Origin of the sequence: Paenibacillus soyae (genome assembly GCF_024623455.1) — a bacterium.
Taxonomy (GTDB): Bacteria; Bacillota; Bacilli; order Paenibacillales; family Paenibacillaceae; genus Pristimantibacillus; species Pristimantibacillus soyae.
The window spans coordinates 83,609-104,501 of the sequence record NZ_JANIPJ010000011.1 but is presented as its reverse complement, the minus strand read 5'-3'; the positions used below and the strand labels follow the sequence as shown (position 1 = coordinate 104,501).

At 38.7% G+C, this 20,893-nt stretch carries 18 protein-coding genes; 3 read left to right on the top strand and 15 right to left on the bottom strand.

Going from position 1 to position 20,893, the window contains the following annotated elements:
- Positions 1-59: 59 nt before the first annotated feature.
- Positions 60-836: a DNA-methyltransferase gene (locus NQZ67_RS16065; protein ID WP_257447787.1), complete on the bottom strand. Its 777-nt coding sequence runs from the start codon at positions 834-836 to the stop codon at positions 60-62.
- Positions 837-919: 83 nt separating this feature from the next.
- Positions 920-1,636: a hypothetical protein gene (locus NQZ67_RS16060; RefSeq protein ID WP_257447785.1), complete on the bottom strand. Its 717-nt coding sequence runs from the start codon at positions 1,634-1,636 to the stop codon at positions 920-922.
- Positions 1,637-3,237: 1,601 nt separating this feature from the next.
- Between NQZ67_RS16060 and NQZ67_RS16055 the strand changes: the two genes are divergently transcribed.
- Positions 3,238-3,540, top strand: a complete 303-nt coding sequence (locus NQZ67_RS16055; RefSeq protein WP_257447784.1) for a hypothetical protein — start codon at positions 3,238-3,240, stop codon at positions 3,538-3,540.
- 71 nt (positions 3,541-3,611) lie between these two features.
- Here NQZ67_RS16055 and NQZ67_RS16050 read toward each other — a convergent pair whose 3' ends face one another.
- From NQZ67_RS16050 to NQZ67_RS16040, 3 genes are all read right to left on the bottom strand, one after another.
- On the bottom strand, positions 3,612-4,151 hold the full coding sequence (locus NQZ67_RS16050; protein ID WP_257447783.1) for a RuvC family protein: 540 nt from the start codon (positions 4,149-4,151) through the stop codon (positions 3,612-3,614).
- A gap of 104 nt (positions 4,152-4,255) precedes the next feature.
- Positions 4,256-5,437 carry a hypothetical protein gene (locus tag NQZ67_RS16045; protein WP_257447782.1) on the bottom strand — a complete coding sequence of 394 codons (1,182 nt, stop codon included), beginning with the start codon at positions 5,435-5,437 and terminating at the stop codon, positions 4,256-4,258.
- Between the two features lie 860 nt (positions 5,438-6,297).
- Positions 6,298-6,585, bottom strand: a complete 288-nt coding sequence (locus NQZ67_RS16040) for a hypothetical protein (RefSeq protein WP_257447781.1) — start codon at positions 6,583-6,585, stop codon at positions 6,298-6,300.
- Positions 6,586-6,898: 313 nt separating this feature from the next.
- Between NQZ67_RS16040 and NQZ67_RS16035 the strand changes: the two genes are divergently transcribed.
- Together NQZ67_RS16035 and NQZ67_RS30655 are read left to right on the top strand one after the other, a co-directional pair.
- Positions 6,899-7,783 carry a tyrosine-type recombinase/integrase gene (locus NQZ67_RS16035; RefSeq protein WP_257447780.1) on the top strand — a complete coding sequence of 295 codons (885 nt, stop codon included), beginning with the start codon at positions 6,899-6,901 and terminating at the stop codon, positions 7,781-7,783.
- A gap of 26 nt (positions 7,784-7,809) precedes the next feature.
- Positions 7,810-8,223 (top strand): type II toxin-antitoxin system PemK/MazF family toxin, encoded by a 414-nt coding sequence (locus NQZ67_RS30655; protein ID WP_371825313.1) that lies wholly within the window; start codon positions 7,810-7,812, stop codon positions 8,221-8,223.
- Positions 8,224-8,281: 58 nt separating this feature from the next.
- On the opposite strand, the gene NQZ67_RS16030 is transcribed toward NQZ67_RS30655, so the two are convergent.
- From NQZ67_RS16030 to NQZ67_RS15985, 10 genes are all read right to left on the bottom strand, one after another.
- On the bottom strand, positions 8,282-8,644 hold the full coding sequence (locus tag NQZ67_RS16030; protein ID WP_257447778.1) for a hypothetical protein: 363 nt from the start codon (positions 8,642-8,644) through the stop codon (positions 8,282-8,284).
- Positions 8,641-10,617, bottom strand: coding sequence for an AAA family ATPase (locus NQZ67_RS16025; protein WP_257447776.1), 1,977 nt, complete (start codon positions 10,615-10,617; stop codon positions 8,641-8,643). Before NQZ67_RS16025 ends, NQZ67_RS16030 begins: the two co-directional genes overlap by 4 nt.
- A complete protein-coding gene (locus NQZ67_RS16020) occupies positions 10,598-10,786 on the bottom strand; it encodes a hypothetical protein (RefSeq protein ID WP_257447774.1) in 189 nt (62 codons plus the stop codon). Before NQZ67_RS16020 ends, NQZ67_RS16025 begins: the two co-directional genes overlap by 20 nt.
- 16 nt (positions 10,787-10,802) lie before the next feature.
- Positions 10,803-12,839 (bottom strand): DEAD/DEAH box helicase family protein, encoded by a 2,037-nt coding sequence (locus NQZ67_RS16015; RefSeq protein ID WP_257447771.1) that lies wholly within the window; start codon positions 12,837-12,839, stop codon positions 10,803-10,805.
- Between the two features lie 69 nt (positions 12,840-12,908).
- Entirely contained in the window at positions 12,909-14,066 is a 1,158-nt protein-coding gene (locus NQZ67_RS16010) for a cysteine desulfurase family protein (protein WP_257447769.1), read from the bottom strand.
- On the bottom strand, positions 14,063-14,440 hold the full coding sequence (gene dndE, locus NQZ67_RS16005; RefSeq protein WP_257447766.1) for a DNA sulfur modification protein DndE: 378 nt from the start codon (positions 14,438-14,440) through the stop codon (positions 14,063-14,065). The genes NQZ67_RS16010 and dndE overlap by 4 nt, the downstream gene beginning before the upstream one ends.
- Positions 14,437-16,419 (bottom strand): DNA sulfur modification protein DndD, encoded by a 1,983-nt coding sequence (dndD, locus tag NQZ67_RS16000; protein ID WP_257447764.1) that lies wholly within the window; start codon positions 16,417-16,419, stop codon positions 14,437-14,439. Before dndD ends, dndE begins: the two co-directional genes overlap by 4 nt.
- Positions 16,416-17,768: a DNA phosphorothioation system sulfurtransferase DndC gene (gene dndC / locus NQZ67_RS15995; protein WP_257447762.1), complete on the bottom strand. Its 1,353-nt coding sequence runs from the start codon at positions 17,766-17,768 to the stop codon at positions 16,416-16,418. Before dndC ends, dndD begins: the two co-directional genes overlap by 4 nt.
- Positions 17,761-18,858 (bottom strand): DNA sulfur modification protein DndB, encoded by a 1,098-nt coding sequence (dndB, locus tag NQZ67_RS15990; RefSeq protein WP_306812909.1) that lies wholly within the window; start codon positions 18,856-18,858, stop codon positions 17,761-17,763. The genes dndC and dndB overlap by 8 nt, the downstream gene beginning before the upstream one ends.
- Positions 18,859-19,002: 144 nt before the next feature.
- Positions 19,003-20,253 (bottom strand): DNA sulfur modification protein DndB, encoded by a 1,251-nt coding sequence (locus NQZ67_RS15985; protein ID WP_257447760.1) that lies wholly within the window; start codon positions 20,251-20,253, stop codon positions 19,003-19,005.
- Positions 20,254-20,893 lie beyond the last annotated feature (640 nt).

The following is a 20,893-nucleotide window of genomic DNA, read 5'->3' as shown; positions in this document are numbered from 1 at the left end:
CATTAAAATCAGTCCTTTAGATTATTACCACTTCCATGTGGTTATTTTTTTAAAAGTATTTATAGGATGTTTGTGTCAATTAAAGCCTGATTCCCGTCAATGTCATCTAATCTATTGTTAGCTTGTTCAATGTAATCTCTGTTTGTTTCAAATGTAACGAATGAACGATTGGTCAAAGTAGCTGCAACGCACTCGGTTCCACTCCCGCAAAAAGGTACCAAAATCGTGTCCCCTTCGTTTGAGTGTAGCTTAATTAACTTGGTTGTCATTTCAAGCGGCTTCTGACAAGGGAACTTTCCGTGTTTTTTCTCTCTTGGGGGTGTGAGGGACGATTCAAATACGTTTGATATATTTTTACCGCCATTAATGTGTTTTGCATAGTCCAGGTTATATTTATACTTATTCGTTTTATGACCCCAAATAATAAACTCTGTGGCGTAGGTGGGGTTGGTCCCCAAAAAGCTTGGTGGAGGGTTTAGCTTTCTCCAGACGTACTGCATTTTTATCCTGAATCCTATCTCTTTCATTAAATAGCCCGTGAGGAATATACTATGATGAGTCCCATAGACCAATATTGAACCATCTGGTTTAAGTGTTCTATAACACTCAACCAACCATTTTTCAGTAAAGCCATGAAAGTTCTCTATGTTATCCCAAGGTTCATCTATAGCCTTGTACCCATTCTTTAAATTTACCTTTGCCCCTAACCTTCCTATATTATATGGGGGGTCGGAGACGTTAAAATCCACGCTATTGTCAGGCAGCAGTTTCATACCTTGGATACAATCAATTTGATATATACGGTTAGTTTGGAGACTTCCTAGTATTTTTCCCATTGTCAAAATCCTTTCTATTCTTATATAAAGTACCCCCACGCTAAATATGCGCAGGGGATTAGTTGTCTTTAACTGCTAATAGCTCATGGTGTTGTCGATACCTGATAAGCAACTTTGCAACAATTACACTTCTCTAAATGCCTCGAATAACAGTCATCACAGAATACACCCGAAACCTGATTTGGACACTCCTCAATATTATTTTCTTCATAAGAAGAGATAAGCTGATTACAGGAATCGCAAGTGTCTATACTCCCCCAAAAAATCTTGTGGTTAAATACCTGCTTTAACGTTAGATTGCTCCCTGTCTCTGCGACATATATCTTTTGCTCTTTTGGTGTCAAATCAAAAAGGGTAAATGCAAGATGCAGTAAGATAAAATCAACAAATCTCTTGTAATTGGGTGTATATAGGGAATCCCTAATTGATTGATGATGAAGTAAATCTAGGAAGCTATAGGAATCTAGCGTAGTCGTAAATGAGATATTGTAACCTTTGATTGGGCTAAATCTTTTTTTATCAATCTTTCTCTCAACAATTTTGTACTTGTTATTGCCTTTGTTTATTTGTGTTTTACTAAGTTGGAAAGCTTGGTTTGTTTCACAACATTGAAAATCGACTGATTCTATGCATGATGCCGCAACTAGTAAATATGCCACTTGCATTGAGTAAAGGGTAAATCCTGTTATTCTAAGTTTTTTGTTTTCAATTTCTTCAATCTCAATGTCTCCACCATTAAGCAACATGTTGTACCAAAAAACACCAGAAATTCGATTCTTTACTTCGCTAAAGTTCTTCATTTTCATTTCCTCCATTTATAATAATTTCTCATTTGGATTAGCCGCCCTTGGTTGGGCAGCTATCTTCGCTCCTGCGGCTCCCTGTCTTTTTTAACAGATCACTGCTATCCCGTATTTCTCGGTATTGTCCGCTACCCGCAGTCACTTACTTTCGGTTCCTCGCCGACACACTAGAAGGAAGATAGGAGCACGTTACTTAGGCAATACATGCCTAAGCAACTCTTATCGGTGCCCCACACCGTCAAGATTGGAAACCAACCTTGATTTTCGATATTGAGTTATCAATGTGCGAGTCGCAGTTCCAGCTCAAGACAAAAAGAGCGGGAGTTCTGCTCGAATCACAGAACTCCCGCTCTACAAAATAGAGCTATGAATTCTTATGCCCCGATACAGAAGCAACATGCAGTAAGCCATTTGCTTTTAGAATTCCATTAAAGGAATTGGGCAGACTTCGCCCCTAAAAGCAGGTTTATGAATTGAGACATTCAACTCAATTCTGTTCATTATGGCTTTACCACACTTTTGCTTGACCCTCATTGAGGGCTTCTGTATCGCCCGCACACCTGATGTGTGCAAGCATAAGAATTAATAGCTCGCGTGTGTTATTTATGTTGTATGACGTTTCTCGATGGACATTCCTCCTTTTAGCTGGAAAACCACCACATTGGGGTGGATTTCCAATGTAACACGTCGTATAACATCTTGTCTATAGCTTTTTAAAAATATTTTTACAGCTTTTCATTTAGTCCTAAACAAGAGATTTTTCTAAAGGCTTGACTGAAGCAACCGGTTGTCCTAGGATGGTCCCCAATAAGACTTTAGTAAGGGGTGTCAAAAATGGCAGGGATAATAACCTTCATATCGCCATATTTCCTTATAGGCTATGGAATACTAATCTTAGTGGTGACAACGATTTATCAAATTTATGAAAGACAGAAACTACGTTTTATTTTCAACTATCCTGATCATGAACTAACTCGTTTGTACGTAACCAACCATCCAAAACTCATTTACAAACTGCATTTGAAGTATGGGGCACGTCTCACAGAGAGGCACTCTAACTTAATCTCCTTGAAAAATGATTCGGAGTGATTGATGTGGAAAATGGCAATAACTACTCAGCGGATCTTAGACAATACGTCGTAGTCTATACTCATAGAGGTACCAACATCTGTACATTAAGTTCTGCCTCTCCTGCTGATGGTGATCAGTTGGGCTACATTATTGATCATCAACATTTCCATCGATGTTATTACAACCACGTTGAGAGTGCAGTTAGAGCAATCGATTGGTACATTGATAATCTTATGTGTTGAACTAATTTTTTGTAGGTATCGGTAGTTTTTTATTAATTAGCGACCATTTTTTATTTGTTATTGTCTGTTTATCTTTTATTTGCAGATCGATTCTTTAATTGTTCAAGTGTTACTATTCAACAGGAGACATATTTATTATAAGGGAGTATCCTTACAAACCTTCATTATTTGAAACCAATCAGCTCCAATAGATTTATCGCAGCGGATATATCTTTTACTTTGGATACTAATATCAAATACTACCTGTCTAACCGATATAACTTATTTATAGGAGAACTTATGAGGGTGGCACATGAAATGAAAATTGGCTTCTATACGAGAGGTAATAGTATAGAACGAGAAATCCAACTTTCCCATTTAGTCGCTTATGCCGTGATTAGAAAAATCAGTCCTGAAGAAATCGTTTATTACGAAGATGACCCCACTGATTTTCGGTCACTGATTTTTTTAATTCGATATCCCATTATCAAGACACTGGTGCTGATTGATCTAAATCAAAACATAAGACTTAACAATGAAGGTTCTGATTTATTGTCACTGATTAATCAATTGTATAAGATAGAAATTATTGACCTTTCTAAAGTTTGATTTTCCCCTTTATTAATTCCCAAATGGAAACGCCCTAATGTCATAAAGATATCAGGGCGACTATCGTATTGTTAAACCTTATAATCTTGGATTGTTGCTTCTTTGAGGACTATATTTGAATACCTCAATTCAGTAAAACAGTAGTACCAAGCCATTGTAATCGCGTCTGAAACATCAGGTGTTATTCCCTCGGGATTACCTAACTTATCCTTAATGTATTGAAAAACCGATAGCTTATCTCCTTTGTTCAAATTAAATGCAGCTTTTGCCCAATTGGTCCTGTAGGTTGATACGTGTATTGGAGGTTCAAATTGTAATTTGCGATTCCAGCAATAATACTCAATAAAAAACTGCAAGGCAGATAATTTCTTGAAGGTTGCTACATTTCGATTTGATTGCAACTGGATTTGCTCGTAGATTACATGAGTAATTTTCTGCTCAATCACCATTTTATCGAATAATGCCTCTAGCGAAAAAATCCTTGTTAAATATGGTTCCCTTGCATTCAACTTGATTGTCCCATACTGCTTTAGATTAATCTGACTTTTTTTTAACTCCCAGATTGCATAACCAGTTTTGGTGATAGATTGATCTAGACTAAATAATATCATTAATAATTCCTCCTTTAATTATCGCCTCCTCTTATGGTTAGTCCCTTATTACAATGTTGTCTTTTTTATGTATTAGTCGATTTAGTTAGGTTCATACTTACCTATTAGAAATAGATGAACTCATAGTCAGACCCACTGTAGGTATGTGAAATAATTTCATTGCATTTTAGTTCAGTCATTCTGTACTTTTCTTCCTTATCCCGCATTAACTCCTCATTTTTCGCCTTACTTAACAAACCACTTAAATAGCTCCCCCACCGACCGTCTGCATCTCCTATAAGGACACCATTTTCATCCCTTTTGTACTTTCCGAGTTCCTCTTTCAAAACTTCATATTTGCTTTTTGATGCTGAATTTAGTTTGTTCTCCAGGTCCGTAATTTGGTGTTGAAGCCTCTTCTCTCTCTTTTGCTCCATACTGTCTTCCTTTATAATCTTGTCATACTGAAGTCCGTACTCTGACATGTGAAATCTTGCCGTAACAGATTTATAGTTGTATCTTATTCTTTTGTTTAGCTCTGATAAACTTGTAGGCAAATTGTACGCCATCTTCATAAACGTATCCTGAATCCAGTAGTTCCCCCCGCAGGTATATTGCAAAATAGCTTTAAACTGGCTCATTATCTGCTGCTGCCCTATTGAGCTACTTAAAGTGCCTCCACATCGTGTAGCAAGCCAACAGTATTGGCGCAATAATAATGCATCGATTTTTTCCTGAGATGTATGCCTAAATTGGTAAATCTTAAAAGTACGAATACTATTGTTCTCATAATCGATATCATGCCACTTTACTTCATTCTTCTCATTCGATAATTTATTTATCTTATACTCTATACTTCTTAGGTCCCCTATAAACTTGTCTCTACGGGTATTGAAAAAGCTTGGAAACTGTACAGATTCCCAATCTATTTGTTCAAATACCAATGGAATCTGAATGGTTGTCTTTTTTGCTTTAATTACTTTTCTTCCTTGAAGAAAGCGATGTCCATCGCAAAACTCGAATCCAACCTTAGCAAGTTCCCCCCATACAGTTAAACCGTTTCGCTTATCTGTGCGTTTTCTAAAGGAGGATGCATCTTTATACCCTAGATCCCTCGCCAAATCCAGTTTTCTTATATCGAGGTTAAACTTGTCCTCTGTAATTTCAGTTACATCCGAAGTTAAGTTAGAGATAAACCAATACAACATATCCCCCACCCGAAATGCTTCTTTACTCAGGGTGAAGAAATAGGCAAATTTAAAATATTCGTGTGCTAATCGAATTCGCTCATTTACTTGAAACAACATGTTCTTTATCACATCCGTAAAATATATATTCCACCTGATCAAATGGTGAAATCATTATATATTCGTATCTACCAAAGTCAAATTTGAGCGTGCTGATTTCCACGCCTAATATTCAATATTTCATAAAACCGGACCTTGAACCGCGTAAGAAATGCTAGTTACGGCTTCAGGGGACCTCTTGGATTCTGGTCCGCTGCGGTCCCATTCAAGCGTGCCTATTGTCACGTCTATTATTCAATATTTCATAAAACCCAAAGCTTCAGCTGTTTAAACAATGATTATTTGGTCCTTCAATATCATTTGGATCTGGACAGCTGTGGTCCCCCATACAAGCGTGCCTATTGTCACGTCTATTATTCAATACTTCATAAAACCCAAGCTGCAGCTGCTTAAGCGATGATTACTGGGTCCTTCAATAGCATTTGGGTCTGGACAGCTGCGGTCCCCTATACAAGCGTGCCTATTGTCACGTCTATTATTCAATATTTCATAAAACCCAAGCTGCAGCTGCTTAAGCAATTGATTACTGGGTCCTTCAATAGCATTTGGATCTGGACAGCTGCGGTCCCCTATACAAGCGTGCCTATTGTCACGCCTATTATTCAATATTTTATAAAACCCAAGCTTTAGCTGCATAAATAAAGATTTTAAAAAGACCCTTCTTGCATCTAAATGAATATTTCAGCACGGCAGAGCCAGTTTGTTAACCATAAAGAGCCACGCTCACAGAAAAGAGAGCCACCAGATTGGTGGCTCTCCCGCCTTCTATTTATTGAACTTTTGCCACCGTTAGTTTATGGAAACGGCAAAACAACTCACCTTTGGCGAGCTTTTTTTATATATGCATTTCGAGCCTCTGTCTAAAACAAATCTGGTCTTCTTTGTTTAAAGTAATATGGACGATCTTCTATAAAATCAACCGCTTTATAGTCACTTAAAACCTCAGTTGTCCTATCTTCAAATCGTTCATTTTCTTTGCCGTTAAAGCTTTTGCCTGTAGTGATTTTCGTTATCTCGATAGTCCCAAAGGATACACTCATTTCTATTTGATGACTATTTTTTCCGTAACCACTGTATGGTTGATATGTATGACTTATACCATCAAATTCTCCTGCTTTAAGGGCAGCTAAAACCTCTTCTCTTTTCATTTGACCGTTCCCTTCTGCGACCAATTTATCCTATTTCCCTTATTTTAACACCTAAGTATCCAATTCCTCTACAAACTTTTTTCATGATAATAATCCGAATGTTTAACACAAATTAGCCACTACTCTTTAACTAACCTTCCGTAGTTTAGTCCTGTTCTGACTCCTATCATGTGTGACACACAACTGGTCAGATAATTATTATTGCCTGTTCAGTTTTTTGATTATTTTTAATTTAATGCTAGAATTCAGCGTTACTCGACTTATAAAGTGAGGGTTAAACTCGCCAGGTTATGTTGAAAGGAGTTGTTTGAATATGAATGCGGAACTCTTTGATTTATTTAGGGAGCATATGGAACTTCAAGACAAAAGCAGCAAAACGATTAAAAGTTATAGAAGTGCTTTGGTGGATTTTGATAAGTGGTTGTTTGATGTGAAAGAAATTACGGATTTGCGAATTGTCGCTTTTAGAGAAATAAAAAATTACCGCGAATTTCTGATTAACAAATACTCCCCCGCGTCTGTAAATCAAAAGCTTATCGCCATTAAACAGTTTTATAAATTTCTAACTGAACGCAAAATTATCAGTACCGATCCGAGTGAAACAATTAAAATACAAAAAATAAGTGACAATATCAAATCACAATATTTAACCCGTTCTGAAGAACTCGCAATTATGAATCGTGCAAAGTTAATGGGGAAGAGAGAATACTGCATCATCATGATTTTATTGAAACTTGGTCTTAGACCAAGTGAGGTTTCGTCACTGAGACTAAATTGCGTCCATCTTAGTGGGGACCCTACCCTAATCATTAAAAACAGCAAGCGCAGTAAATCGAGGTTTTTACCTATTCCGCCGGATACCGTTCAGGCTATTAAAGATTGGCTAATTATTCGGAATCAATCAACAAAGATCTATCACCAACGAAGTGAATACCTTTTTACTTCGCAAAGAGCGGAAAGAATGGGAGAACGTGCAATTCAGAGGGTTGTGGAGAAAATCGCTTCGAAGGAGAATATAAGGCTCTATTGTACGAGGTTGAGGTCTTCTTTCGCCAACGATTTACTTCAAGAAGCAAAGATCCCAATCAGTATCCTTTCAAATCTGATGGGACACGAAAATATTAGTACAACAGGCAGATATCTGACTGCAAGCGAGCATGACGTTAGGAAATATGTAAATAAGATCAGTGAGTTATAACAAATTAACTGAGAGGGCTGGTGGGAATGTTTTGTACAATCAATAAAATACAGCAGCAAGTAGAAAAACGAGAGATATTTCGCGGTGATTTATTTATGTGTAACCTACCTAACGAAAGCGGCTCTATTCAAGCAAATTATCGCCCCGTCGTAGTGCTGCAGAACAATACGGGAAATCACTTTGCGACAACCACAATAGTTGCTCCGTTATCGAAAAAAGGAAAGAACCTCCCTACCCATGTTAGACTTGAAAAGGGAGTAGGCGGGCTTTTATATTCATCTTACATTCTTTGCGAACAGATACGTACAATAAACCAATGTTGGCTTGATAAGTACGTTGGTACAATCGATGTTAAATCACCGGAGTTTAACGCAATATATACAGCAGTGCTGGTAAGTTTAGGCTTCGTACAGCCTCAGAATACCTTTGTAACGATTTAAGTGAAACATGAAGAGCCACCAAACTTATATTGGTGGCTTTTCACTTTATTCAACTTAACTAAATGTATTTATCAAGCCGGATTGTACCCTCGTTTTCAAAATCACGCATAAGTACCTCAATCCCGCCATCGGCATAACTTTCAATTTCTTTAAGAAGTTCGTCCGCATTAGTTGGCTCGCACTTCATTAGTACAATACCTTTTGCGACCTCGAGGTTATTCTTATCAATGTTTCCCACGTTGCAGATATCGTCAGTCTTACTGCCCTCACTTCTTTTGTCTTCCTTAACTCCTACAAGGCAGGCATAAGTAAATAATTGATGCATATGGTCAATTATCTTCTGATCCTTCATTCTTCTATAAAAATGAATGTATTTAGTGCCAACCTTCCTCATTTCGTTTAATTGGTAAATCTCACTCATACGGTATTCAGCTCCTCCACACGGGCAATTCTGGTCTTATTCCATGTCAGGTCTGATTGGTCCTCTAAATAGTAAGCACGGCTTACATATGGTTCAATCATTCTCCGATACTCCGCACCTAGGTCGGCTCCAGTAACCATAAAAATCACCTGTTTTCCGAAGTTAGGCAAATAACTAACTACACGTTCCCTATGCTCCTCAGAAAACAGACCTACAGGGTTATCAATAATGACTGGTGCAACTGCGTTCGTTGATTTGTTGATGCCGGCAATGTATGAGAGGCTAATAATCTTAGATTGACCTGTACTAGGATTCAACGATCTTCCGCGCTCAATTCTATACAATGACCCGTCTGATTGCTCCAAAAGCAGCTCGTAAGTGTCACTGAGCTTAAGCGACTTATATTTATTTCTTTTGTTTGTCAATTGAAGGAAGATGTGACTTGAATTATTTTCTACCTCTTTGCGTTTCTCTTCAATTAGAGTATCTTGGTATTCAACAAGTGCATTATAAACACTGCGACAATAAACCAGTTTCTTCTCGGCTTCATCTTTTTCTCTACTAACATTGTGCTTGGCTATCTTTTTCTCAAGTTCAGTCAGTTCTGATCTCTTAATATCCCGATTTACTTCGTAGGTGATCTTTTTCTTTTCGACTTCTTTGTTCTTTTCCTCCAGACGAGCAATTTCCTCAGCAAGCCTTTGGACAGCAGCCTCATTATAGTTGCCAACATCTGAACGAAGTTCAATTTCCCGAGCCTCTAGTTCATTAAGTTCTCGGTTAATACGCACCTTATTTTTGCAAAGCTCATCATATGCAACCTTTGCTCTCTCACTATGGTTTGAAAAAATATCTACACCTTGTATTGCTCGTTTCCTCTCCGATTTCCGTTGCCATTCTAAGTCTTTTTCAGCAAGTGTCCCGATTGTTTTTTGGAGATTTCCCCTAAGTAAATCAGTCATTTCTGTTCCACATACGCAGTGGGTCTCCTCTAGTAACTGCTGAATGAAATCTCGACTAGGAAGTATTGAGTTAGGCTCAGTTATAAGGTCGGCAACTGTTGGCTTTAAGTCATTTGCTAAAATGCTTCCTAAAATCAAGGTGCCATTTTCGCGAAATAGCTTTAATTTATCTTCCTCGATTCGGTTTTGATCGAGCTTTAACTGTTTGATCTGCTCTCTTATTTTCTGCCGCTCTTCAATTTTTTGTTTTATTGCTTCGTTTTCTTTAAGCTGTTCCTCCAGCTTAACAATTCTTGCTTGAATATCTTTTAGCTCCTGATCACAAGCAGTGACATCTGTTTCATAGCTTTCAACAGACTCCATCACCATATTTTTCTGTTGTACGAGCTCATTACCCTCGTTTTCTTTACTTAAAATTACATCACGTTCTTTTTCGTATTCCTTGATTAATCGCTTAAAATCATCAATTGCAAATTCTATCTCCTTGATGCCAAGGATACGCAAAATAGCATCCTTATAGTCAGCTCCGGAAGCAATATTATATGTCTCAATCTTCTCACCATCGAAAAAGAAGTATTTAGCGGCATCTTTGTGAATAATGGAGTTTATATAGTCGTAGGTTTCTTGATTATCATCCCACGGCTCTTCACCATTTTTCCAGATTCTCAGTTGGTGATCGAGATTCTGACTCGTCACTTCACCTACAGCCATACCTCTTTTCTTCACAGTGCGAGTTATATTAAGTTCATTCCCTTGGTGCTCTGCAAAAATGGAGACGTAGGCTTCGTACTTTCCTTCTTGGAAGGCATTTTTATTGATTAAATCTGTGAGGTCAGTGCCCTTGCTTGGACCATATAAGCAGAACATTATTCCGTTAAAGAAGCACGTTTTACCAACATCATTTGGTGCATATATTATTGTTACATTTCTTTGTTCATCAATTGATAGGTCAAACTCCACTTCTCCATAGTAAGCCATGAAGTTATGGAACTTAATTTTGTTGATAATCATATGATGTTGCCCCCTCGGCAGTCGCCCTTTGAATCACATCTTTTAAATCACCATTAATCGGACGGCGATCCTTATGGACATGCCTTCGCTCACATTCGATAATCTCTTTAACATATTCATACTTAATTCCGTGTTTCTCTGTAATTTTCTTTAGTAGCTCATCGCTCATATTCAACCCTCCGCCCTTATAATGAGTAAGGATTTAATCCTTGAGTAGTTAAGTAGTCGTCAAGTTTGCTTATTGTTCCTGTCCCGTTGATTGCATCTTCCGCCATTATTCTTATACGGTTATATTCTTTTGAAATAAGGTTTTGGGCAATCTCAATTTCACGTTCGTTGTATGGATTATATGGTGGAATTACTATGAAATCGTACAGATATGCCCTGTTTTTCTTGTACCCTTGTCTTAGTACTCTTCCTCTTCGTTGAACAAACTCACGTGTTGATGTGGAAGAGCTTACGAATATGGCTGTATCACATGCTGGAATATCAACACCTTCATCCAAACATTTGACTGCTAATAAAAACTTTCTAATACCTATCTCAAAATCTTCAATCATTCGGGGTCTTACTTCCGCAGAATCCATTCGCCCAATGTACAGAAAGTGTTCCTTTCCCATCCCATCCAAAAGTTCGCCAAATCTCTCCAGGTGATCAATAGTATCACCGTAAATAAGAGTCCTCTGCTCGCTCCCGATTTCGGACAGTATAGCAGGAAGCTGGGACAGTTTTGCTTCAGCTGTTTTTAGAATTCGAGCCCTTCGCTCTAGCAAACGGTTAATGTTTGAGTTGGTATTTGTTTCGTCATCAACGACGAATCGCAACCTAGCAATTTGATTTGATAGTTCGACATATTGTTCCCACTCAGTATCATTAAGGGATACCGGAACAACATAATATTCGTATTCGACCAGATACTTTTCCCTGATTGCTTCTTTAATAGATACTTCATACCTGTTGTTATTAAAGTACTCAATAATCTGTGCAGAGCCCTCATCGTCAAAATGTCTATCAGGTGTGGCACTCAACCCGATTCTGTACGGAGGCTTTATCCGATTCATAATTGCTTTCGTGTTACCTGCACCTAAATTATGTACTTCGTCGCAAATTAGAGCAAATCGATCATTCGATATAAGTTGTAAGTTCGACAATGTAAATTCAGTTTTTGCTGAATCATACGTGCTGATAAGTACTGTCCTAAATGGAACACGAGCTTCAATTAAGTCACGAAATTCAGTTTTCCAGCCAACCCAGTTCGAGCCACACATAATAATGTAATCATCAGGGAAAAACAATTTTATATCCCTTTGCCATTGTCTAACTAAATCAATTGAAGGGACAAGTACAACAAGAAGATCCCATTTATCTTTGATCATGCTCATACTGAATGTCGCAGCTTTTGTTTTTCCAGTTCCCGTAGCCATTTGATATAAACATACATAATCACTTTCAACAAAGGTGTTGTATGCTGCACTCTGGCATTTTCGTGGTTCAAACTCTATATCATCTGAGAATTTATTATCCTCATACTGAAACTTCGACGGTGCAATTTGAATAAGTTTCTGTTTGAAAGCCTCCGGAAATTCATACGTTTTGATTGAAGCAATAGAACCATCCCATAGCCGTTCGAAGTAATGTTTCCGTTTAAGTGCCCGTGAAGAAACACCAGTATCCCAACTACAATAGACCTCAAAGGATTCAAAATTGCTAACCCAACCACCAATCGATTCATTGTTTGAGCCAAAGAATACAACAAATTCTTCATCACTATCTGTAAAGATACCGATTTTGTCGTGGAAAATTCCTGTATCGTAATCTTCATTTATTTGATTTACATCTGGAATGGAGATTTTTATGTCTAAGCGCCCGCACTTAATCAGCCAACATAGGTTGGAAACATTTATATCATTCCTGTTTTTATAAAAGTCCTCATACAAAAGGTTCAAGTGCTCCTCTAACCAAATGCGCTCATCATAGCCTTCTTTTATTTTTTGAATATCGGAAGGTGACAATTTAGCACTTGTTAAGAGTCTCATCCTGCCTCCATTTTTTATAAACGGTTCCAACCCCATTTTAATCCTCTGATATATAGAAGAGTTAAAAAAGCCTGCCGCTCTATCATAGAACTGCGATCTAGATAGGCAGGGAATATAAAAATCGGTGATAAGGTCATCTTCACCGGTAATATACTGTTCCTTACAATAAACATCACGAAGTGTCAAAATAAAAACCCCCTGCCGCTTATACTCCATAAATTCGACAGAGGATTCTGAACTCCTGCGTATATTCAATTATCCGAACATTGATTTATACTTCTGTAGGACCTTGCTTATTTCTTTTACAGTACGTTCTATCTCTTCTTCCGTAGTCCATTTATTAAACGATACTCTAACAGATGACCTAATTTCAGTGTCTGATAGACCTAACGCTTTTAAGACATACGAGGGTTTTGAAGATGAACATGCTGAACCTGACGATAAAGCAACCTCATTTGAAAGCTCCTTTATTAAAGTCTCATTATTTAAGTTTCTAAACCTGACGTTTAAAATACTTGGAATAACATCATTGCTTGGGCTATTAATATAATGCTCCACATCATCGATTACTAATTGTTCGATAAATTTATTACGCAAATTTGAAAGCAATTCAATATGCGTTTGCAGATCATAAGAAGCCAACTCAGCGGCTTTTCCAAGACCAACGATATTGGCTACTGCCAAGGTGCTACCACGATACCCCATCTCTTGATCCCCACCATGAATCAGAGGAGTAATAAGAGGCTTATTATTATCCTCATCACGCTTAACTATTGTTGCACCAATCCCCTTGGGACCATAAATCTTGTGGGCGGAGAAGGTAAGTGCATCCACATGTAGTTTGGAAAAGTTAATCCCCAGTTTCCCGATAACTTGTGTGGCATCGACGTGGAAGAATACATCTGAGTTGAATTCTTTAACTGCATTACCGATAGCCACTATATCCTGAATTGTACCAACCTCACTATTACCCCAACCGATGCTTACAAGAACGGTTTCCTTACGAATGCTCTCCAGCAGTTCCTTTAAGTTTATCCTTCCATTTGAATCCACTCCAAGAAGCGTAACATCCCAACCGTGCTTTTCCAAATACCGGCAGGGTTCAAGAACAGAACTATGCTCGATGCATGTTGTAATAATGTGGTTACCTTTGTCTCTTCTGGAGTCAGCTACTCCCTTAATAACAAAGTTATTCCCTTCAGATGCACCAGAGGTGAAAATTACTTCATTGACTTTACAAGATAGTAGATTAGCTACTGCTAGTCTAGCTGATTCCACCCCATCTTTGGCTACGTTCGATTGGCTGTAATACTTCCCACTTGGATTGCCATAAAAATCAGTTAAGTAAGGGACCATCGCCTCATACACGGAGCGGTCCATTGGTGTCGTTGCCGCGTTATCTAAGTAAATCATACCGCTTCACCCAACGACGCTAACTGCATGATAAACTTCCCATAATTCCCCGCATATTGATATTCATCCTGCAGCATATCCAAGCCTCTCTCCATATGAGCTTTAAATAGCCGCGGGAAATATTCATCGTCTTCCAATTGGCGATTTGCGTGTTCTGTAACTAACACTTTAAATACACTATCGAAGTCGCCTGTAAGAGTAGCCCTATTTAACTCCAACCCGGAGGTGTCTGTATTCTCTGTCTCATCCACAGCCTCTCCATCATTTAGTGACATCGCCACTGCTAACCTTATCAGGACATTTGGTTGAAGGTGGAGAAGACTTTGCAGTGTCTTTAACGTTTCTTCTGCCTTTTTAGAGGTTCTTAGTCTCATACGTTGGTTTCCTCCTCACTTTTAACCTCAGTAACACCAGAGTCCTCATTATAAGATATATGATACACTTTCGAGACTACATTATTTAAACGATCAATCTCATTACGAGAGAACTCAGAGTCTGTCGCGAGTACAATCGTCTGCAGGTCAGCATTCATTAAAAATCTATTGATAATCGCTTCTCTATGTTTCAAATCAAGTCTTCCCATTAAAGTATCGAGTACCAAAGGCAATTCCCTTCCAGACACACTGAGAAATGATTTAATTATCGCCAAGAGTAATAATTGTCGTTCTCCCGCTGACAATAAATGCGATGGAATAGTGTCACCGTCTTTGCCAATCAGCGTTAAATCAAAGGAATTACTATCTATAATAACAGACCTTATATAGTCTCTCTTTTGTAACATCTTGGTGAAATGGAGTTTAATCTCTTCCCCCAGATGAACAACTTGTTTTTCTAGCGATTGATGCTGATATTCTTCCATCATTGACGAGATTTTATCAGCAAGATTTATTACACTTTCATCTTTCTGGACTTCATTAATCCTCTGCACAACTTTCTCTTTCTCGGTATTAAGTTGAGTTATCTCTGCAAGAAGGATATTGGCACTCTCCTGCACTTCTTTAAGCATAGATTGAGTCTCGATAAGCGAGGAATCGATACCTTGGATTGCGCTCCATGTCTCTTCAAGAGAGTTTTCCTTAACACTGGTTTCCAAGCGTTTTCTAATCGTTTGGATCATTGATGTACATCTGTCGATTTCTTTGAACCATCTAGCATACTCTTCGGAGGAGATGCTCTGCGTCAATTCAAATATATACTGGATTTTACGGAATTCCGCCTCCGATAAATCAAAGATGTAATTAATCTTCTTATCATTTTTAAGTTGGCTAATTAAGAAGTTGAAAAACTGACTGTTAGCTTCAACATGGTCATTGCCAACCTCCTGATTCCACTTTGATAAAATAATATCCCCTTGCTGAATAACTGTCTCATAAGCACGCTCTTTGTCGCGAGCTCGCTTTTCTTCCTCAATTCTTGCCAATGCTTTATTCAATAACGGGTACATCATTTTAAATGGCAACGTTTCTGCTACTGCTGCTTTAATACTCTCATTCGCTCTGGAACGACTTAGCTCCAGTTCTTTTATTTGTTGCTCCAACTCACGTTGTTCGTCTGCAAGCAAGCCACCATGGAGCTTAAATTCCCCAAACAAAAGTTCCCGCTGTGTAGTCATCTCTTCTTTTTGCAGTTCGTACTTGCTAATTTGTGTAATGTACTGGTTATATAGCTCTTGTTTTTCTTCAATGCTCTTATTGATATCAAAAAGTTGTGCTTCATCCTTAGATAAAGTGTTTCTGAACTGATTTTTATTAAAGGCTGTTAGTAGGTCCTTTTTAAGTCTTGTGGCTAAATCAAGACCAAACATGTTGATTGCACCGTCTTTAAGAATCGATGAAAAATCTGCATTACGCAGAATATAATCAATCCGTTCGCCATCAAATAGAAAGAACTCGGTCAGTGAGGGCGGTAAGAACGAACGTATTTTCTCTTGGAATTCAAAGGCATCTTTCTCTTCAAGCTGAGTACCGTTTCTAATGACAACCGTGCTCTCGTACAATTTGCCCTCAAGGTTAATCCACCATGATCTCTCGAGCTTGCACTGGTCTATGCTGCGACCATTCCTCCAGGTAAAGCTAACTGCAACAGAGAACTCACATTCAGGGTTCTCGTTATATGCTTTCCTGTTACATTTTTGTTTTATAATGGACTGATACCTTGGAGACATGTTCTTAAGTCCCCATGAGAACGCACCGTATAAACCTAATTGAATTGCTTCTAAAAATGTTGTTTTACCTGCACCATTATGCCCCATAACAATGACAACCGGCTGTTTATTGGTTGCAGGTTTAATTAAAAAAGTATGCCTTCCTTTAAACGGTCCAAAGTTATTAATCTCTAACTGCGTAATAATCATGCCAACACTTCCTCTTGTATGTCACCTTCAATGTGCAACCATTGTTCTCGTAACATCGATATCAATTCTTTCTCCATGCCGTGGCGATAGGAGTATCCTGCATTTTTCCATTCCAAGAACAAAAGCCTTTGAACGATTTCGAATGGCACATTATACTTTTCGCTAAGTTGATAGAGAAGTTGTAGTTGTTCCTGAGATACAATTTCTCTTTCTTCACCAAACCAAGGAAGATCATATCCATACACTTTTCTAAAAATACTTAACACGCTAAGTTCCCAATCACCAAGAGCGGACCATATTTCTTGAATTTTATACAGCTCGTCCCTTGTGATCAGCTCATACGGATTTCCTTCAGGCGTCTGCAGGTTAAACTGAACAGTCAAAAGCTCTTCCAAAATCTCTTGGCGAGCTTTCATTGTAAAGGGACCAAATCCAAGTTTATCCGGAGCGGTATAATATACTTGCCCGTTCATGCGCTTGCGTTCCCTTTTTTCAGGAACATCACGGATCTTCACTAACATATTTCGGAACTTAAGCAACGGTCGAAGCCAGTCCTCACCATTCTCTATAAAACCATTAAGAGCCTTGTCTTCGGTAACAACCGTGCAGACCCAACAACCAAATCTGCTATTTCCACACGATGCAGTTGATTTATCGACTACTAACGGGCATTCAGCATTCGAGTTATTGTATAACTTCAGGAGCTCATGATTATCCCCACCCCAAGGTGAAGGAACATTCAACAGATATGCCCATACATCTTCAGTTGAAAAATTGCGAATTGGTGCATAAACAAAAGCATTAGGGAGAGTAGAGTGCTTGCTTAATAACTTCCCTCTTACCTTATGTTTATTTATTGTCTGAGCTCTTGTAGCGCTTTCCTCAGATCTAACACCTAGAATCATTATTACTTTTCCGTGTTCAGATACCCGTTCGGTAACAAATCGGTTTGCCGGCTCAATCTTCATACGGTCAGTGCACCATCTAAACTTCTGTCTTGGGCTAGGGTAACCCCGACCGATCATATTTACCCAGAATGTTTGATCAACAAGTGGCTTAACCTTATGTGTGCTTATCGGCAGCCCTTGCTGTTCTGCCTGCCGTTGAATCAAGTCCAAAGAATTATTTATATAATCTATAATAAGCGGTGTCTCCACTAAAGTGTCCGACGATATGATATACACATCTTTACTTAACTTTTCAGTCCGTGCCAACTCTGAAAGGGCGTTGAAAATAAGCTGTACAACAACGGTTGAATCTTTACCTCCACTATATCCAATAACCCACGGGGTATTATCTTGTCTGTATAACTCTCGGATCTCTTGTTGGACTTCCCTTAAATTAAACATCTGAGATGTCTCCTTCTTTGAAGCGCGATTCGAAACGTAGATCGTCCTGATTAAGCTCAATCTTCAATGATATCTTAATATAGTTCGCGGTAAGTCGAACGGCTTCAACATTATTTGAAATTCTACCTGCCCTAGAAATAGCTCGTCCCAGCCATTCTTTATTTGTCTTCGACCAGTCGAGCTGTGATAACTTTCCGAATGCCGTAAATTCCTTATCGGAGGAATCAAAGTAAAGAGACGCTCCGACTTGTCCAATCGCTTCGAGGAAGATACTATATCCCGTGATATAGTCTTTTCTCAGATTCGATGGTGACAATTCTTTACGTTCAACTGCCCTCCATTCTGGAATAGCTTCATATAAGCTTTCCCAAAACTTTAAGCAAACCTGAAGTTCCTCAGTAGTAATTACTTGATTTTTAGATTTTCGAAGTAGGCTCTTAATGGTGCTATATATGCTACTTAGCATAAACAGTTTCGGTGACAGCATCGCTAATGTTGGCGACTCAGAATCAGTAAATTTACGGAGAAACGGGTTCTTATCGACGACCTCTTTAGTTGCCAATGCAAGTGGGTCTCGGAAATCGTAAAGAATTCCAATAGAACGCGTAGAATTCACGGCGTGCTTATTGAGGTCGCTGAACATCTGCTGACTTCGCTGTAAGTTTGTATCCAGGAAAAATACAACGGATATTGTCTCATCCCCGAGCTCTGGTCTTTGACGCAAAGCTTCTTCGATGGCGGCGCGACGATGCTGACCGTCGTTGATCAGGAACTTTGAGTCCATCGAGACAACGAGTTGTCCAATATTGGAGTTCTTCTTTTCATCAAATGGAACAAAGTTAATAGCACCATCAATACTTGCAGTAATTGACGAAAACACATAGTCATTTGGATTATCCACAATGTATTGCGCAATCTTAGGGATTCTTGAACGATTTAATACCCTTTGGGAGCGGAAACTTGGAGGTACTTCCTCCTCATTGAAAATGAAGACCTTCGGAATCAACTTAAGAGGACACATCGCAATATAGTAATGCTTTCCCGCTTGGACTCCCCGTATAGAGGGGAAGTTATAGCTGAAATCGATCATGGAATCTTGCATAACTCCTCCGACTTACGTACGTAATTTGGTATAAAACCATTATAACTTCTGCTGAAACGAAATAAAAGAACCCATTATACAATAAAAAAAGAATCGAAAGCAAGATCGTAGTCGTGCTTCGATTCTTATCTATTAAAGTATAGGGGGCGGCAAATCCTCATTATCGTTTTTTCTAGCTGAGTTGTACATTTTCTTAACAGCAAGTATGGAATCCTTGTCCATAAAGGCTGATGCTAAAAGATAACATATCAAGTGAGCGGCTTTATTTTGGGCTTCCAACTTTGGATCAATTGTTCCACTTGTGCGTACATTTATATCAACCCAAATAGGATTATTCATGCTCCAATTTACTTTATTTACCCTTTGTAACACGTCTTTTAATGGGGCACCGTATTTCTCAGCCATAATCACTCCTTTAAACAGCGCTAGTTGAGCAGCCGGCTTAAATAACAAAGACCACTGAGAATTAGGATCCCTAAATTTTGGTATTAACTTATTATTCTCAAGTGCCTTGTCATAAACTTCAATGTATTGTAAAGCGGCTTCCCAATATTCTTTTACAACACTATACATATCGGAAAGTTCGTCATCTGTAGGTCGTAAATGCGGATTAACCTCGATGTCTTTATGCTCGAGAATCATTTTAACTGTTTCATGAATTGTACTAATCGTCGTAAATTGCAAACTTCTTGCAGACAAAGTATTGTTCTTAAAATTAACTACGCTTTCTATTCTTCCATTATCTGCTCGATACGTAGAACTTAGCGGTTCCCCATCTAGTATGAATCTTCTTGCAAGGATGGACATCGTATTATCTTCGTCTGTCAAAATATTATCTCCACGTCCCGTTGCTTTAGCATACTTGTTGATTTTATTGAAGATTCGACGTGTTTTTTCATTACTTTCGTATGGAATGAAAATAACACTCAATTCATCGTGTGGAACTTCCTTAGAGAATTCACCTTGCACTTCGTGATTTACCACTTTATCTAATGCAAGATACCTATGCTGACCGTCTAGAACTATAAGCGTTGCACCATCAATAGTTAAAAAGCCCATATCCTTTGTAGTGGATTGGTATGCTTTAGGAACTTTTGCAACAAACTGATGTATTCCTTCAAAATCAATCTCTCCTCTATACACCAACACAATCAGAGAGCCAAAAAATCTATCCGACGAGTCTGTAATATAAGGTGCTATTTCTTTAACAATACGCTGTTTGTTCGGCTCCCTTTGAATTCTTTCTTCCGGACCCATACTTGTCCATTCATCAAGCTCCGAAGCTGCTCTTACGCTTTTCACGAGTTCCAATGCGGACATTTTCGTTTGATAGAATGTAGTAGAACCCATTTTTCCTTTTATGCATGGTAATACAACAGCCATCTCATTAGCCCCCTTTGCCATCTTGATTTCTTGTGATATAATTTTTACCTAAAGACAGTTTTTTAAATTGTACCCGCAGGCATTAACGCTAATGGAACGTCTTACTACCTGCAGCTACAATTTGACATCCGCGCTAATGAAACGCTTCCTGCCTGTGGTGGGTCGGTAGTGAGCATTGACGCTAATGGAACGCCTTACTACTCACCGTTGGTTTGGCATCTGCGCTAATGGAACGCTTCCTGCCGTGGTGGGTCGGTAGCGAGCATTGACGCTAATGGAACGCCTTACTACTCGCCGTGGTTTGGCATCTGCGCTAATGGAACGCTTCCTGCCGTGGTGGGTCGGTAGCGAGCATTGACGCTAATGGAACGCCTTACTACTCGCCGCCTCAAGCCTGCTTGTCCTGAATGGTAATGACGCTTATGAAACGTCTGTGCTACCAACATCGAGTTGTCGATCCGACCTGCCCGTCCGATCAAAAACATTCTCGATGTATTCAAAAACATCTGGCTTGTATTTACATTATATGCCTAGTTGCTCTCCGACGCAAGGACAAATAGGCGAAATCTGCAAATTTTTTTTATAATTATTTGGAAGCGTTTTCATTGATTCGCAGGCACCGTCGCAATCGTACGGTGAC

Excerpts from the sequence above, each read along its gene's own strand:
- NQZ67_RS16065 (WP_257447787.1), bottom strand. The coding sequence starts at position 836 with ATGGGAAAAATACTAGGAAGTCTCCAAACTAACCGTATATATCAAATT.
- NQZ67_RS16060 (WP_257447785.1), bottom strand. The coding sequence starts at position 1,636 with ATGAAGAACTTTAGCGAAGTAAAGAATCGAATTTCTGGTGTTTTTTGG.
- NQZ67_RS16050 (WP_257447783.1), bottom strand. The coding sequence starts at position 4,151 with ATGATATTATTTAGTCTAGATCAATCTATCACCAAAACTGGTTATGCA.
- NQZ67_RS16045 (WP_257447782.1), bottom strand. The coding sequence starts at position 5,437 with ATGTTGTTTCAAGTAAATGAGCGAATTCGATTAGCACACGAATATTTT.
- NQZ67_RS16040 (WP_257447781.1), bottom strand. The coding sequence starts at position 6,585 with ATGAAAAGAGAAGAGGTTTTAGCTGCCCTTAAAGCAGGAGAATTTGAT.
- NQZ67_RS16035 (WP_257447780.1), top strand. The coding sequence starts at position 6,899 with ATGAATGCGGAACTCTTTGATTTATTTAGGGAGCATATGGAACTTCAA.
- NQZ67_RS30655 (WP_371825313.1), top strand. The coding sequence starts at position 7,810 with ATGTTTTGTACAATCAATAAAATACAGCAGCAAGTAGAAAAACGAGAG.
- NQZ67_RS16030 (WP_257447778.1), bottom strand. The coding sequence starts at position 8,644 with ATGAGTGAGATTTACCAATTAAACGAAATGAGGAAGGTTGGCACTAAA.
- NQZ67_RS16025 (WP_257447776.1), bottom strand. The coding sequence starts at position 10,617 with ATGATTATCAACAAAATTAAGTTCCATAACTTCATGGCTTACTATGGA.
- NQZ67_RS16020 (WP_257447774.1), bottom strand. The coding sequence starts at position 10,786 with ATGAGCGATGAGCTACTAAAGAAAATTACAGAGAAACACGGAATTAAG.
- NQZ67_RS16010 (WP_257447769.1), bottom strand. The coding sequence starts at position 14,066 with ATGATTTACTTAGATAACGCGGCAACGACACCAATGGACCGCTCCGTG.
- dndE (WP_257447766.1), bottom strand. The coding sequence starts at position 14,440 with ATGAGACTAAGAACCTCTAAAAAGGCAGAAGAAACGTTAAAGACACTG.
- dndD (WP_257447764.1), bottom strand. The coding sequence starts at position 16,419 with ATGATTATTACGCAGTTAGAGATTAATAACTTTGGACCGTTTAAAGGA.
- dndC (WP_257447762.1), bottom strand. The coding sequence starts at position 17,768 with ATGTTTAATTTAAGGGAAGTCCAACAAGAGATCCGAGAGTTATACAGA.
- dndB (WP_306812909.1), bottom strand. The coding sequence starts at position 18,858 with ATGATCGATTTCAGCTATAACTTCCCCTCTATACGGGGAGTCCAAGCG.
- NQZ67_RS15985 (WP_257447760.1), bottom strand. The coding sequence starts at position 20,253 with ATGGCTGTTGTATTACCATGCATAAAAGGAAAAATGGGTTCTACTACA.